General features: G+C 27.5%; 17 protein-coding genes. 6 read left to right on the top strand and 11 right to left on the bottom strand.

What is annotated here, in order from left to right; all coding sequences use genetic code 11:
• Nucleotides 1-153: 153 nt before the first annotated feature.
• The 6 genes from hslO to BFN48_RS06030 all read right to left on the bottom strand — a co-directional run bounded on the left by hslO (nt 154) and on the right by BFN48_RS06030 (nt 4,984).
• Nucleotides 154-1,047 carry an Hsp33 family molecular chaperone HslO gene (hslO, locus tag BFN48_RS06055; protein ID WP_069650001.1) on the bottom strand — a complete coding sequence of 298 codons (894 nt, stop codon included), beginning with the start codon at nt 1,045-1,047 and terminating at the stop codon, nt 154-156.
• A 273-nt stretch (nt 1,048-1,320) separates the two neighbouring features.
• Nucleotides 1,321-1,521: a cold-shock protein gene (locus tag BFN48_RS06050; protein WP_035164535.1), complete on the bottom strand. Its 201-nt coding sequence runs from the start codon at nt 1,519-1,521 to the stop codon at nt 1,321-1,323.
• A gap of 126 nt (nt 1,522-1,647) precedes the next feature.
• A complete protein-coding gene (locus tag BFN48_RS06045) occupies nt 1,648-2,385 on the bottom strand; it encodes a class I SAM-dependent DNA methyltransferase (RefSeq protein ID WP_069650000.1) in 738 nt (245 codons plus the stop codon).
• A 33-nt stretch (nt 2,386-2,418) separates the two neighbouring features.
• The gene (locus BFN48_RS06040) at nt 2,419-2,628 is read right to left on the bottom strand and encodes an alpha/beta-type small acid-soluble spore protein (RefSeq protein ID WP_069649999.1); all 210 of its coding nucleotides are present in this window, start codon (nt 2,626-2,628) and stop codon (nt 2,419-2,421) included.
• Between the two features lie 249 nt (nt 2,629-2,877).
• Nucleotides 2,878-3,813: a type II CAAX endopeptidase family protein gene (locus BFN48_RS06035; RefSeq protein WP_083238829.1), complete on the bottom strand. Its 936-nt coding sequence runs from the start codon at nt 3,811-3,813 to the stop codon at nt 2,878-2,880.
• Nucleotides 3,814-3,832: 19 nt separating this feature from the next.
• Nucleotides 3,833-4,984 (bottom strand): M20 metallopeptidase family protein, encoded by a 1,152-nt coding sequence (locus BFN48_RS06030; protein ID WP_069649998.1) that lies wholly within the window; start codon nt 4,982-4,984, stop codon nt 3,833-3,835.
• A 172-nt stretch (nt 4,985-5,156) separates the two neighbouring features.
• Here BFN48_RS06030 and BFN48_RS06025 point away from each other — a divergent pair, with 172 nt between their 5' ends.
• The 4 genes from BFN48_RS06025 to dapD are packed head-to-tail and all read left to right on the top strand — an operon-like array spanning nt 5,157 to nt 8,604.
• A complete protein-coding gene (locus BFN48_RS06025) occupies nt 5,157-6,149 on the top strand; it encodes an aspartate-semialdehyde dehydrogenase (RefSeq protein WP_069649997.1) in 993 nt (330 codons plus the stop codon).
• A 43-nt stretch (nt 6,150-6,192) separates the two neighbouring features.
• Nucleotides 6,193-7,080, top strand: a complete 888-nt coding sequence (gene dapA, locus BFN48_RS06020) for a 4-hydroxy-tetrahydrodipicolinate synthase (protein WP_069649996.1) — start codon at nt 6,193-6,195, stop codon at nt 7,078-7,080.
• Between the two features lie 5 nt (nt 7,081-7,085).
• Complete coding sequence (dapB, locus tag BFN48_RS06015) at nt 7,086-7,841, top strand: 4-hydroxy-tetrahydrodipicolinate reductase (RefSeq protein ID WP_069649995.1); 756 nt, start codon at nt 7,086-7,088, stop codon at nt 7,839-7,841.
• Nucleotides 7,842-7,869: 28 nt separating this feature from the next.
• Nucleotides 7,870-8,604: a 2,3,4,5-tetrahydropyridine-2,6-dicarboxylate N-acetyltransferase gene (gene dapD / locus BFN48_RS06010; RefSeq protein ID WP_069649994.1), complete on the top strand. Its 735-nt coding sequence runs from the start codon at nt 7,870-7,872 to the stop codon at nt 8,602-8,604.
• A 26-nt stretch (nt 8,605-8,630) separates the two neighbouring features.
• On the opposite strand, the gene hpt is transcribed toward dapD, so the two are convergent.
• Nucleotides 8,631-9,152 (bottom strand): hypoxanthine phosphoribosyltransferase, encoded by a 522-nt coding sequence (gene hpt, locus BFN48_RS06005; protein WP_069649993.1) that lies wholly within the window; start codon nt 9,150-9,152, stop codon nt 8,631-8,633.
• Nucleotides 9,153-9,569: 417 nt separating this feature from the next.
• Here hpt and BFN48_RS12430 point away from each other — a divergent pair, with 417 nt between their 5' ends.
• The gene (locus BFN48_RS12430) at nt 9,570-9,740 is read left to right on the top strand and encodes a hypothetical protein (protein WP_176718836.1); all 171 of its coding nucleotides are present in this window, start codon (nt 9,570-9,572) and stop codon (nt 9,738-9,740) included.
• Here BFN48_RS12430 and BFN48_RS06000 read toward each other — a convergent pair.
• The 3 genes from BFN48_RS06000 to BFN48_RS05990 form a co-directional block, all read right to left on the bottom strand.
• Nucleotides 9,717-11,741, bottom strand: coding sequence for an N-6 DNA methylase family protein (locus tag BFN48_RS06000; RefSeq protein ID WP_069649992.1), 2,025 nt, complete (start codon nt 11,739-11,741; stop codon nt 9,717-9,719). The genes BFN48_RS12430 and BFN48_RS06000 overlap by 24 nt on opposite strands.
• 225 nt (nt 11,742-11,966) lie before the next feature.
• Nucleotides 11,967-12,647 (bottom strand): single-stranded DNA-binding protein, encoded by a 681-nt coding sequence (locus tag BFN48_RS05995; protein WP_069649991.1) that lies wholly within the window; start codon nt 12,645-12,647, stop codon nt 11,967-11,969.
• A gap of 350 nt (nt 12,648-12,997) precedes the next feature.
• A complete protein-coding gene (locus BFN48_RS05990) occupies nt 12,998-13,801 on the bottom strand; it encodes a Mur ligase family protein (protein ID WP_069649990.1) in 804 nt (267 codons plus the stop codon).
• Between the two features lie 143 nt (nt 13,802-13,944).
• Here BFN48_RS05990 and BFN48_RS12110 point away from each other — a divergent pair, with 143 nt between their 5' ends.
• Nucleotides 13,945-14,109 carry a small, acid-soluble spore protein, alpha/beta type gene (locus BFN48_RS12110; protein WP_176718835.1) on the top strand — a complete coding sequence of 55 codons (165 nt, stop codon included), beginning with the start codon at nt 13,945-13,947 and terminating at the stop codon, nt 14,107-14,109.
• A gap of 77 nt (nt 14,110-14,186) precedes the next feature.
• On the opposite strand, the gene pdaB is transcribed toward BFN48_RS12110, so the two are convergent.
• Nucleotides 14,187-14,957 carry a polysaccharide deacetylase family sporulation protein PdaB gene (gene pdaB, locus BFN48_RS05985; protein ID WP_069649989.1) on the bottom strand — a complete coding sequence of 257 codons (771 nt, stop codon included), beginning with the start codon at nt 14,955-14,957 and terminating at the stop codon, nt 14,187-14,189.
• Between the last annotated feature and the right edge of the window lie 44 nt (nt 14,958-15,001).

Raw genomic sequence — 15,001 nt, 5'->3', positions numbered from 1 at the left:
CCCTGCTCTACCGACTGAGCTATCTGGGCATCCTGAGAATACCAAGTTACAAACTATGCTAGTGGGTATTTCCTTAGCGACATGAGTTAGTATACAATATTTCTTTTCTAAAGTCAATAGTTTTTTATAATTTTAATGTTTAATTAGTTTAAATTATATATTACTTTTTCCTGCTTCCTTTAATAATCTCTCTAAATCTTGCTTGTCAAAATGATACTTTGTATTGCAGAAATGACAAACTAACTCTGCTTTACCATCTTCTTTAATTATTTTTTCTAATTCTTCTTTTCCAACACTAACAAGAGCTTCTTCTAATCTTTCTCTCGAACAGTCACAAATAAGGTTAATATCTTTTTTTTCTAAAATTTCCATTTCAAATTCGCCAAAAATATGATCTAAAATATCTTCTGGTGTATAACCTCTATCTATTAATCTTGATATTGGTTCAATATTATTTAATTTATATTCTAATTTTGTAATAACCTCCTCTGATGCACCAGGCAATACTTGTAAAATAAATCCTCCAGAAGATTTTACACTTAAGTCTCTGTCAACAAGAACACCTAATGCTACTGCAGAAGGCTGCTGTTCTGAATATGCAAAATAATGTGTTAGATCTTCTGCAATTTCACCAGTTACAAGACTAGACTGACCTATATAAGGTTCTCTTAGTCCTAAGTCTTTGATCACTATAATCTTTCCTTCTCTACCAACAGCCATACCTACATTAAGTTTGCCATCCTCTCTTAACGGCATATCCACATCAGGATTACTAATATAACCTTTAACTTCTCCTTTACTATTTGCTACTGCTAGAATAGATTTTATAGGTCCATTCCCTTTTATATGAAGTGATACTTTATCTTTATCTCCTTTAAGCATAACCCCCATTATTGAAGCAGCAGTTAAAACTCTACCTAAAGCAGCTGTTGCTGTTGGTGCAGTTTTATGTATTTGTCTTGCATTTTCAACAATATTTGTAGTTGTCGCTATAAAAACTCTTATACTTCCTTCTTTATCAATAGCCCTTATAATATAATCTTTCATAGAACTTCATCCCTTTCCAGTTCTATTTTAAATCTATCAATCTTTTTTAAATAATAGAAATCTAATTGTATAGATTTCATTTTATATATTAATTTTACTAATTAACAAATGTCAATGAACAAAATCTTGGATTTGAATAAATTAAAGAAGATTTTGTTGAAATCCATTACGAAAATTATATTTAAATTAAATAATTAAATTAAGGTTTATAATTTTCTATGGATTATAAAAAGCCCCTAATCAGGGGCTTAACTGCTACAATGTTAGGAAACCTTATAGTTTAGTAACATTAGTAGCTTGAGGTCCTTTTTCTCCTTGTACTACCTCAAATTCAACTTTTTGTCCTTCTTCAAGAGTTTTGAATCCATCAGTGTTGATAGCTGAGTAATGTACGAATACATCCCCACCATTGTCTCTTGTGATGAATCCATAGCCCTTAGTTGAATTGAACCATTTAACTGTACCTTTTTCCATTAAAAACATTCCTCCAATACAAAATGAATTACAGATGTTGTATGTATTTCAACATCATACTAATTTTAACACAAAGATATTGCATTGTCAAATAAAATCGTTTGATTTTGATAAATTTCTCCAAAATTATTTACTAGCAACAAAATGTATTCTCTCACTTTCATCATTAGGTCTATCAAATGTAAAGCTACCATAATAATCAATATCTCTAAAACCAGCTTCTCTTAATGCATTCACTATTTCATCTACCGAATATGCTTTTTGAATATGACTCTCATCAAATCTAATATATTTATCACCTCGCTTTACAAAAAAAGTAAGATATAATTCACATATATTATTATGCTCATCAAAATAGTTTTCCCATACATAAAAAATATCATTTTTTTCTTCAACAAAAGTATTATTACCTATTATTTCATGAAGTTTATAATAAGAACTTATATCAAAAATAAAAACCCCTTTTTCTTCAAGATGTAAATTAACTCTTTTAAAAACATTTACTAAATCTTCATATGAAGTAATATAATTAATACCGTCACAAACACTAATAACCATATTAAACTTTTTATTGAAATTAAATGAACGCATATCCTGTTTTAAAATTGTTACATTTCTATACATATTAAGCTTGTCATATGCTACAGAAAGCATATCTTCTGATAAGTCAAAACAAGTAACATCATAACCACTATCACATAAATATCTAGTAAAGTTCCCTGTTCCACAAGCAAGTTCAAGAACCTTTTTAGGAGCAATTTCTAGTTTTCTTAATATTCTCAATATATACTCAAACCATTTTTTATAATCAACATCATCCATCAACTTATCATACAAATATGCGAAATCTTTATAGCTATGCATACATATCCCCCTTTCAGTCATAGGTATATTGTATTACAATTCTTTCTGCTTTTCTAGCTTACGTTTCATAGATTTCTTTTTTACTGTAATCATTCCACCTATCCTACCTGTTTCCTTCGCTGTTAACCCCGCCCAACCAACTTTCTTTATTTTCTCTAATAGACCTAATTCTTTAGCTATTTCATATTTTAATTTATCCTCTAAAGTTTCTACTTTTTTCTTCTTTTTCGTTTTTTTATTCATCGTAACCCCTCCTCAGTGTCTATTATGTGGATATTTTTGAATAATATTCTAAATATATTTGGGTGAATTTTTTGAAAATTAGAACTTTAATATTTTCTCTTGATTTATATATATAAAAATGTTAAACTTGTCGTTGTCGGAAAAAGTACTACTTTCCCACTCCCCCTTTTATATAAATTTTTATTAAATAAGGACCTACTCCCCCCAAGTAGGTCCTTAAATTTTTTTGTATTCATTTTTAGTAAACCTTTAAACCTTAAAATTCAAAACATTAATTACAATAAATATTATTAAAATTATAATTAAAGGTATGCTCTCAACAAAAGTTAACATACTTTTCTTATTATCTTTCCTATAAAAACTTATATATTCATCTGAACCAGGCATTTTTTTAAGAAGCATAACAACTATAGTTCCAGTAACTAATGAAATAGCTCCAAGAAAAATTGCCCCATAAATTAAAGTTTTAGTATACGACATATCCAAAGATACATTGTTTGGCGCATTATTACCTGTATTAAATTTATTTACAATAAAACCTAAAAATAAAGCGAAAGCATTATTTGTAAAATGAGCCAACATAGATGCAAAAAGTGAATCTGTTTTATAAACTATATATCCAAATAATAAACCTAAAAAAATCGGCCCTAATAAATTCTGGATATTAAAATGAAAAAATCCAAATAAAACAGCGGAAAAAATAATAGCTTTCCACTTTCCTAAATTTTCATATCCTTTCATTATTAATCCTCTAAACATCACTTCTTCACAAATACCAGCTGATAATGCTACAACAAAAAAACCTTTCAGCAATTCTATTTCATTATTCGGAATTGGTATAGGTGGAGGTTTAATTTCTCCAAAAAAACTCAAAAAAATCATAGCAATCAAATTCAAAAATGCACCAATCGGATATGATAAAATTACTATTATAGGTATTAACAGTATCTGTTTTAAAGAAAGTTTGTTAAGTCTAAGTACTTCCTTTAACGATTGTCCTTTAATTTTTAAATATATCAATACAGGCAATAAAATAATAATATATTCTGTAATTATTAATCCTTTATAAATATCCCAGCTCTGTACTAATGAACCTATTGCAAGTAAAATTATTCCTACTAACAAATAGAATATGTTAGTTCCTAAAATAGTCAGTTTTGATTCAACATTCAATTCATTATTCAATTAATTGACCCCCTTAATATTAATACTCACTTATAACACCAAAATATTTGCAGATTTTCAAAAAGATGTCTAATCCTATTTTTAAAATCTCCTCATCAAAATTAAAATAACAACTGTGTAAAGGATGTATGAATCCTTTTTCTTCATTTCTTGAACCCAACATAAAGAAAAGACCTGATATTTCTCTTTGATAATATGAAAAATCCTCAGAAATCATCATAGGTTTAATTATTTTAATAGTGTCTTTGAACATATCCTTAAAAATCTCGAATAGTTTATAATCATTTACGACTGGCGGATACATATCCCTTATTTCCATATGAATATTAACATTAAACATTTTTTCTAATCCAAAATTAATTTCTACCATTCTTTCTTTAATTTTTCTATATACCTCTGTATTAAATGCTCTTATTGTACCTTCTAATCTAACATTATCAGCAATAATATTTCTCGCTTTTCCTCCTTCAATTTTACCTATCGTTAACACACATCCTTCAATAGGTTCAATATTCCTACTAATTATACTTTGATAGCTATTTACCAATTGAGATGCAACATATATACTGTCTATAGCTGTATGTGGCATTGCTCCATGCCCACCCTTAGATGTAATTTTAATATCAAACTCTCCAGTTTGTGCCATCATTGGTCCTGGCGTTATTCCTATTTTGCCTTGCTCTAAATCAGGTAATATATGAAGCCCAAAAATATATTCTACATTGTATTTTTCTAAAATACCTTCTTTTACAATTATTTCAGCTCCTCCTGGTCCTTCTTCAGCTGGTTGAAATAAAAGTATTATATCTCTATCAAGCTCAAGATCCGATAAATAACTTGCTAACCCCAACAAAATTGCCATATGACCATCATGACCACAAGCATGCATCATTCCATTTTCATTTGAAGAATAACTCACACCTGTTTGTTCATTAACTCTGAGCCCATCCATATCTGCTCTAAATGCTATTGCTTTTTTTAAGGTTCTCCCTTTTTTATAAGCTACTATACCAGTTTTAGCAGCTCTTTCAATGTTAAATCCATATTTCTTAAGTTTTTCTATTATATAATTAGATGTTTTATGCTCATTAAGTCCAATCTCTGGTATTTTGTGTAATTCCCTCCTTATCACTTTCATTTCTTCACCAATTGCATTCAATTTATTTGACATCTTATCCCTCCACATACTACATTTCTATAACCATTTTATATTTTTTATTCATTCAATTCAAATAGTTCTATTTATTAAGCACTTAATCTGTTATAAAATAATATTATAATAATAATAACACTTTTTGCTTTCTACATTATTATTTAGTAAATCTATTTTAGAGGTGATTATTATGAAAAAGTTTAACATTGCCATAGTAGGCGCGACAGGCATGGTTGGAAGAACCTTTATTAAAATATTAGAAGAAAGGAATTTTCCAGTAAAAGATCTTTACTTATTTGCTTCATCTAAATCCAAAGGTACAAAACTTAAATTTAGAGTCAAAGAATACACTGTACAAGAACTAACAGAAGATTCTTTCAATGCCGATATAGATATAGCATTGTTTTCTGCAGGTAGTGAAGTTAGTAAAAAATTTGCACCTATAGCTAAAGAAAAAGGGGTTATCGTAGTAGATAATAGTAGTGCTTGGAGAATGCACAAAGAAGTTCCTCTAATAGTACCTGAAGTAAATCCTCAAGATATTAATTGGCATCAAGGAATTATTGCTAATCCAAATTGTTCAACTATACAATGTGTAGTACCACTAAAACCACTACATGATGCTTTTAAAATAAAAAGAATTATATATTCTACTTATCAAGCAGTTTCAGGATCTGGCTTAGGTGGAATTAAAGATTTGGATATGGGACTTAAAGGTTCAGAACCTAAAAAATATCCTCACCCTATTGCATTTAACTGCTTACCACATATCGATGTATTTTTAGAAAATGGTTATACTAAAGAAGAAATGAAAATGATAGAAGAAACTAAAAAAATATTAAATGATTACAACTTAAAAATTACAGCTACTACTGTAAGAATACCAGTAAGATATGGGCACAGTGTATCAGTTAATTTAGAATTCGAAAACTCTTTTAAGTTAGATGAAATTTATGAAATACTTAGAAGTGCAAATGGGGTAATTGTACAAGATGATGTAAAAAACAATGTTTATCCTATGCCTATAAATGCTGAGGGAACAGATGAAGTATATGTAGGTAGAATAAGAAGAGACTTTAGTGTTGAAAACGGTATTAACTTGTGGGTAGTTGCTGACAATATTAGAAAAGGAGCAGCTACAAACACAGTACAAATCGCAGAATTACTTATCAATCAACTTTAAGGTTTGAATTAAAAATTTAAATTAATATTTAAGGGGGTATATTATGACTTTATTCACAGGCTCTGGTGTTGCTTTAGTTACACCTTATAAAAACGGACAGATTGATTTTGACAAACTTGGAGAATTAATAGAATGGCATATTGATAACCATACAGATGCAATAATTATATGTGGTACTACAGGAGAAGCTTCAACTATGACTGATGAAGAACAAAAACAAACAATAAAATTTACAGTTGAAAAAGTTAATAAAAGAATACCTGTTATAGCCGGTACAGGCAGCAACAATACTAAACATGCAATTGAACTTAGCATTTACGCTGAAAAAGTTGGAGCAGATGGACTTTTAATTGTTACTCCATACTACAATAAAACTACACAAAAAGGTTTAATCGAGCATTATTTAACTATTGCTAATGAAGTGAATATTCCTATTATAGTATATAATGTTCCTGGAAGAACTGGCTTAAACATTAAGCCTAATACATTAGCTAAGCTTGCAAAACATCCAAATATTAAAGCTGTAAAAGAAGCCAGTGGCAACATAAGTCAAGTTGCAGAAATCGCTAGATTATGTCCTGAAGATTTCTATATTTATTCAGGAAATGATGATATGGTAGTGCCTTTACTATCCCTTGGAGGAAAAGGAGTAATTTCTGTAGTAGCTAACATTTTACCTAAAGATACTCATGATATGGTTATGTATTACCTTAATGGAGATATTGATAATGCAAGAAAACTTCAACTAAAAATGAAAGGACTAATAGATGCATTATTTATAGAAACAAATCCAATACCAGTCAAAACTGCAATGAATCTTTTAGGAATGGATGTAGGTGAATTAAGATTGCCACTTACTACTATGTCTGAAGATAATCTACAAAAACTAATCAAAGAAATGGAAAACTACGGTCTATCTCCAAGGAGGTAATTTTTATGAAAGTAATCATTAATGGATGTAATGGTAAGATGGGGCAAGTTCTTACAAAACAAATTGAAAATGACCCCGATTTAGAGATAGTAGCTGGTATTGATAGAACTCCAAATAAATATAAAAACAAATATCCGGTTTATAAAGATATTTTTGAATTCAAAGGAGAAGCTAATGTAGTAATTGATTTTTCAAATCCTTACTACCTTCCTGGACTGTTAGACTATTGCGTGGAAAAAAATCTGCCAATCGTTATTGCAACAACTGGTTTTTCTAATAAAGATTATAAAGATATAGAAAAATCATCTAAAAAAATACCTATATTCTATTCTGCCAATATGTCTTTAGGTATAAACGTTCTAATTAAACTTGTCAAAGAAGCAGCTAGAGTGTTGGCAGAATCTTTTGACATAGAAATTATAGAAAAACATCATAATAATAAAGTAGATGCTCCAAGTGGAACAGCTTATATGATAGCTAACAAAATTAATGAAGAATTAAATAATTCTAAAGAATATGTATTCGGTAGATATACAAAAAAAGAAAAAAGAAGTAAAAATGAAATTGGAATTCACGCAATAAGAGGAGGTACTATCGTAGGAGAACATTCTGTAATTTTTGCTGGTTTAGATGAAATAATAGAAATAAAACATACAGCAATGTCAAAAAATATTTTTGCTATAGGAGCCATTAAAGCAGCAAAGTTTATAGTAAATAAAGATAAAGGACTTTATTCTATGGATGACTTAGTAATAACTTAAAAATATATATAGAAAGGATTGGAAACTAATGAGTAACGCAAATGAAAAAACTTCAAAATTTGATTTAACAAATCCTTACGAAATAGCTAAATTCATTAAAGAAGCAAAAAAAGTTACACCTATAAAAGCTTTCTTGAAAGGTGATATGAATAAAATTGATTTTAATAACTTAAAAAACTTTGGAGATGATAATTTCAGAATTGTATTCTGCGATTACGAAGAAATATTACCTATTTTAGAAAAATATAAAGAATATATTCAAGATTACCACATTGAATCAGATAGACGTAATTCTGCAATTCCTCTTTTAGATACTAAAACCATTCAAGCAAGGATTGAGCCAGGAGCCATAATCAGAGATAAAGTATACATAGGAAAAAATGCTGTAATTATGATGGGAGCAGTAATCAATATAGGTGCTGAAATCGGCGAAAATTCTATGATTGATATGAATGCTGTTGTAGGAGCAAGAGGAATAATAGGTAAAAATGTACATGTAGGTGCAGGAGCTGTAATAGCTGGTGTACTTGAACCACCTAGTAAAACACCAGTAATTATTGAGGATGATGTCTTAATAGGTGCTAATGCAGTAATTTTAGAGGGAGTTAAAATAGGAAAAGGAGCAGTAGTAGCAGCTGGTTCAGTTGTAACAAAAGATGTTCCTCCTAATACAGTAGTAGCAGGTATACCTGCAAGAGTTATTAAGGAAAAAGATGAAAAAACTATTGATAAAGTAAAAATACTTGAAGATTTAAGAGGATAAAAAAAGGGCAGTCTAATGACTGTCCTTTAGCTATCAAAAGTAAATACATGAGGCACATTTCTATAATAATCCCCATAATTCAAACCATATCCAACAACAAAAACATCAGGTATTGTAAAACCAATATAATCTGGTGTAATATCTGCTTTTCTTCTTTCAGGTTTATCTAATAAAACACATGACTTCACAGAATTAGGATTCTTTGACTGTAAATGTTCTTTAATAACTTTCATTGTAAGTCCTGAATCCATTATATCATCAACTATTAATACATCATATCCTTCTATATCTATATTCAAATCACTAAGTATATCTACTTTACCTGAAGTTTCTTTCCCATGTCCATAACTAGACGTAGTCATAAATTCAATACGAGTAGGAACTTCAATACATCTAACTAGATCAGCAGTAAATATAAAACTTCCTTTTAACAAAGATATTACTAAAAGTTTCTTGTCTTTATAGTCATCACTAATTTTCTTTCCTAGTTCTTTAATTTTAGCTTTAATCTCTTCTTCAGAAATTAGAACTTTCCATTCCTTCTCCAAGAAACTCAACCCCTTTTTTTGTTTTAATAAAACTTATTCTAATTTATATGTTGAATTTTGTCAATATTTTAAACTCATATATATAAAATTTTTATTTTATTTAAAAATTATCAGTTGAATTTACGAAAAAAATTTATTTTCAAGAAGGATTTTGATACTTTTTGTAGAATAAGATAGAATATTGTAAGTGAATTATTTTATAAAATTATTCACATAATTATTTTTTTATAATCCATAGGAAATTATATTCCTTATTAAACTGTAGATAATTTTGAATATAATTTCCGTAATGGATATAGACAAAATCTTCCTTAATTTACTTGAATCGAAGATTTTGTTCTATTTAAGTGATAACCAATAAAATCATTGAATATAATGAATAACAGATTAAATTGAATTGATTATGGGGGCTATATCATGAATTATCAGAGTAAATTTAATGATATCGAAAAACAGCTTGCAGAACTTTGTACTAATTTTATTAATATGTTCGATAAAATGAAAATTAATGGAATTATTACTGAAGAAGAATATATTAGACATACTAAATACAAAAAGGATTTCTTAAAGAAAATTTCTGCTAAGTAAAACTAAAGGATGTATCTTGAATTTTTTTGATATTTTTATTATATCATTACATTGGCTTAATTCTTTCAATGCATTCTTTATATCAATTGAATCATTTTTGCTGTAAACTAATGGAGATTTCTCCATTTTTCTTTCTATTTCTTCAATTTCAGAATTTGATAATTTAAATAAGTTATATACTAATCTATCTAATTTATAAACTAGATATTCAATTTCTATCTGTTTCATATATTTGTCATACTCATTATGCGTATTTTCAAATAACTGTTTTTTTAATGAAATTATCTTATCTATTAATAAAACATACTCTTCTTGTTTAGACAATGGAACCAATATAAAAGGACTTTGTTGAATATGGAATATTTTTAGCTGTGGAAATAATTTACCTTCTTCCATTACTAGTGACCTATAGAGAAAACTATATAACTTTGAATTTAATAAAGCTAATATAAACTTTATAAACACCTCTTTCCTGTATTGTTCCCTTACTATCAATGAATATAATGTATTTAAAATATAATATTTTTGTTCATCGTATGTACATATGAATCTGTCCGCCGTTTGTCTAATGAGTATTTTAGGATTAAACACAAATTCTTCTCTCATAAATGTAGCATATTCTCCCATTTCTTTATTAATTATTGATTTATCTGTTATTACATAAAGTCCAGACCAGTTATAATAATATGGCTTAATATCTTTTCCTGTTAAAACTTTTCTAGCACCTTTTTTATTACCGTCATAAGTCAATAGCTTATTTCTTATATTTCCTGTAGCAATTCCAGCAACAATTTCACATAAATCGTTTATCTTATAAAGATTTGTGCTATAAATTCTTTGTCTTAGTTCAAATGTTTCTTTAGATGATTCAATATCAAAAACATAATTAAGATTATTATAATAATACGCTTGACTTATTATTTTATAATCATTTTTAAATATATCTTTTTTTATATCAAAACTATCTTTTAGATTTTTGCAAAGAATTTTATTTCTTTTCAAATTTTTCTGACTTTTCTTAATAAAAATGATGGCCATATTCATATCTACTTTATTAAAAATATTACTTCCAAGATTGACAATTTCCTTAATCTCAGTTTTATCAAGTATTATTTCTCTTATAGGTGTAAAATTGTTATTAGATAATATATTACCTGGGGTTATAAAAGCTAAATCCCCATCATCACAAAGCATTTTTATAGCCTTCTCTATGAAAAGTGAATATATATCAAACCGTCCAACTGCTGTTAAAAAGTTGTTTTTTAAATAATCTTTATTATAGTATTTATTTATTCTTCTATTTTCTAAATAAGGTGGATTACCTATAACACAACTAAATTTATAATTATCAATATAATTACTTTTTAGAAAATCAATATTATATAAATTGAATTTTAAATCTATTTTCTTACCTATTAACTTATAAATTTTAATTTGCAAACTAATTTTACATAAGTATATGCCTTTTTCATCAATATCAATCCCATATAAAATATTTTCTATAATTCTTTTAATAATCTCTAAACTCGACAGATTAGATTTTTTCTTATACCACTTATAAAATACATCAAAAATATATAAAAGAAACATTCCACTTCCACATGCTGGCTCAAGAATTTTTAAGTTATCTACATTATCTCTTTGCTTTATATATTGTGTAATAGCCCTATCAACCATATAATTAACAAGCCATTCAGGAGTATAATAAATACCATACTTCTCTTTTTTCTCTTTTCTACTTATAATATACTCATAAGCTATCGGTAGCACATAATCACTTTTAATAATTTCCTTTGTTATATCTCTTTTAAATATTTTATATATATCACAATTTTTTATATTTTTAATTTCTGACTCTTTTAAAAAGAATTTTTCAGCATTTAATTCTTCTAGAATAAGTAATATTAATGAATTTAAAATCATATCCTCTAACAAATCTTCATCCATCTTTCCATTATAAAAATCCAGCGTTTTCTCTAGTATTTTAATTAATTTTTTCATATTTTATCCCTCACTACCGGACTACTATCTTTTAAAATTAAATTTAGTAAGTATTTCTTTTATTCCCCTTAATTCTAACAATATTTTGTTGAGAGTATATTGAATACTGATTAAAATTATAAAAAAAATAGCAATTATTATTACATTAAAATACATAATATCCCTCCTTTTCTTCATATACTTAATTATATCAAAAAACAAGACCTTAATGGTCTTGTTTCAATTCTAAACAGATTCAACTTTTAATTTGCCTTCCCTATTATTTTCATCTTTTAAATACTCCATCTTCGATATAGAAACTTCATACGCAACTTTATTCAACACTTCACCATCTGGAAGTTTCTTTTGGTATTCTCTACTTTGAATTCTTCCCCATAACCTAATATGATCGCCAACCCTTAATTTTTCAGAAAACCTTGCATTTCTCCCCCAAGCAATACAAGGTATGTAATCCGATTTGTTATAAGGTCTATTTACTGCAACAAGTAAATCTGTAATTTCTCTACCAAATGGTGTAGTTCTATATACAGGCTGCTTGCAAATATAACCATCTAAGAAAATTTCATTTGGTTTACGTCTAAGTTCTGAAAGTTCTTCTTCATCATGAGGTAAATAAATATCTCTTGCAAAAACTGTTAATAAAAGTCTATTGCTTCCCTCTGAATACCTATTATAAGACCTTAACTGTCCTTCAATAACAAGTTCTACACCTGGCTTCAAGTCTATGCCAACAAAAAGTCTTTCAGAAATAGTAACTGGCAATACATCTGAATTTTCACTTAATCTAGGAACTTCAATATAGAATGTATAAAACCCTTCCCCATACATTTGATGACTAAATTCAAGTTCAGTAACTATTTTTCCAACTATTGTTACAGAATTAGTTTGAATAACCTTATCAACCATTTGCTTCCCACTCCCCTTTATATCTTACGTTTTTTTGGACTAATCTACAACTATAATATTCACTATGAATTAATAATATGAATATTTTTGTTTTTACTAGTGCGATATTTTTTCTTAAGTAATTAAAATTTGATACAACTAAAACTAAAATTATAAGATTAAAATCCATTATATTATATTTGACAAATAATAAAAAAATCCTTCAAAATCCCCAAAAAAAATATATACTATTCTTTCAAATAGTATATCAGACTTTTGTTTATGTATGGGTACTATATTAAAATGTAAAATTTAAAATTAGTTGAGATTCTATAACCAATATACTAACAACTATCGACCAATAACTAATCTTACTCTATACCATTAAACCAAATAAGTGATTTTTTTATAATTTCAACATTTATATTCAAACATAAAGCTACTGCTATTGATGCTAAAACACTATAAATATTATGTTCTCCTAAAAGTTTTAAAGTAATAGGAAATTCTAATGTATCTATATCTACTCCTTGAATTGTAGTGAGACTTCTTTGCAGACAAACGACAAGATTAATATGATCCTTTATCGAAATGCTAGAAGCTGTTAAACTCGCTTTATTATTCAAACCATATGTAACAATCAAAGCTTTACTATTACCTTCTATTAATTTCAATGCATTATTATCATCAATATTAATTATAGCTATTTTATCTTTATCAAGTTCATGAAATAGTTCTTTCTGTATTTTCAAAAAATCTCCACTATTTCTATAACAACCTGAATACTCATTTTCAATACTTGTATGTACTGCAATATCAAATTTCAAATCATGCATTTTATTAGAATCTAATGTATGAGAAGAAACTTCCATAATAACTGTCTGAATTCCTTTTTTTATCATTTTGTTCAAAACATATTGAAGCATTTCAACCTTTAGGTCATTAAAAGTAGTATGTATCGATTCACCGTAAAACTTTATACAATTTGAACTAATTACCCCTGTTTTTAGCCCTGCGTGTTTTAAAATATGTTCAATTAGACTAATAGTTGTCTTACTTTGCATTCCTGTAACTCCTATTAGTAACACATTTTCATAAATGAAATTATAGTTACCTTCCTTAGTTTCTTTCAAATCACTTATTATATCTTTTATATTTATCTTATCAGTTGTCATAAGTTACTCTCCTTTAAAAAAGTTAAATATATATTCTATATTTTGCTTTAGTTAGTCTTTTTATGTATAGCAGCTTCTATATTCCAGTATTTGTATTAATAATGAACAAAATCTTTGGATAAAATAATATTGAGGTGATGTATATGAAAAACAATAAAATCTCTGAAAATGCAAGAAAAGCTTTCGAAAATTTCAAAGAAGAAATTGCAAAAGAAATGGGAATTGATACCACTAAAGCAGGTAAAAATGTAGTAAAAAAAATTAAAGAGAATTTCGAAAAACGCTTTTCTAACTTAGGAAGATCATAAAAATACGTTTTAAAAATAATGCTCATAAAAAAATTTTTACAAAAATAACAATATGGTGGCAGTAATGCCACCATAAATTAATTTTTTCTTTTCATTTGTCTTCCAGTATTATCTATATAATAATCCTCTTTATAGATTAATTCTGAAATCGGCACTATTTTGTATCCTCTAGCTTGAAGTTTTTCTAATATGATCGGTAGGTACTTAGTAACATACTTAGCATTATTATGAAACAATACTATAGAACCTTTCTTTACATTTCTCAAAACACGATCTACTACTGGTTCAACTCCCAACTCTTTCCAATCCAAAGAATCAACATCCCATTGAATTACATAATACCCATTATCTCTACAAGTTCTGATAAGTCTATCATTATAATCGCCAAATGGTGGTCTAAAAAGAATAGTTCTTTGACCTGTAATTTTCTTTATTTTATCCTCTGTTTTCTTTAATTCATCAATAATCTGAGTTTGACTCAGTTTAGTCATATGAGGATGATTGGTAGAATGGTTGCCTATCTCATGTCCTCTTCTAGCTATTTCCTTAACCATATCAGGATATCTGTCAACCCAAAATCCAACAAGAAAAAATGTCGTTTTTACATTATACTTATCTAAAATATCCAGAATTTGCTTTGTGTACTGATCGCCCCATGCAGCGTCAAAACTTATTGCTATTTTCATTTCATCAGTATCAACAGAATAAATAGGTAGCTCTCTTTTTACCGAAAATACACTAATAATTTCATCTTGATTAATAGTTGTATAAACCAATGAACTTGTAACTAAAAATATAACAAGAATTATTTTTATTACTTTATTTTTATCTAGCAAAAATATTTTCAAACTATTCCCTCCCTAAATCTTAATAATAAAATTTATACTTTACC

The organism is Caloranaerobacter ferrireducens, assembly GCF_001730685.1.
Lineage (GTDB): Bacteria > Bacillota > Clostridia > Tissierellales > Thermohalobacteraceae > Caloranaerobacter > Caloranaerobacter ferrireducens.
The sequence above is the reverse complement of the archived record's forward strand: the minus strand, read 5'-3'. Positions and strand labels throughout refer to the sequence as shown.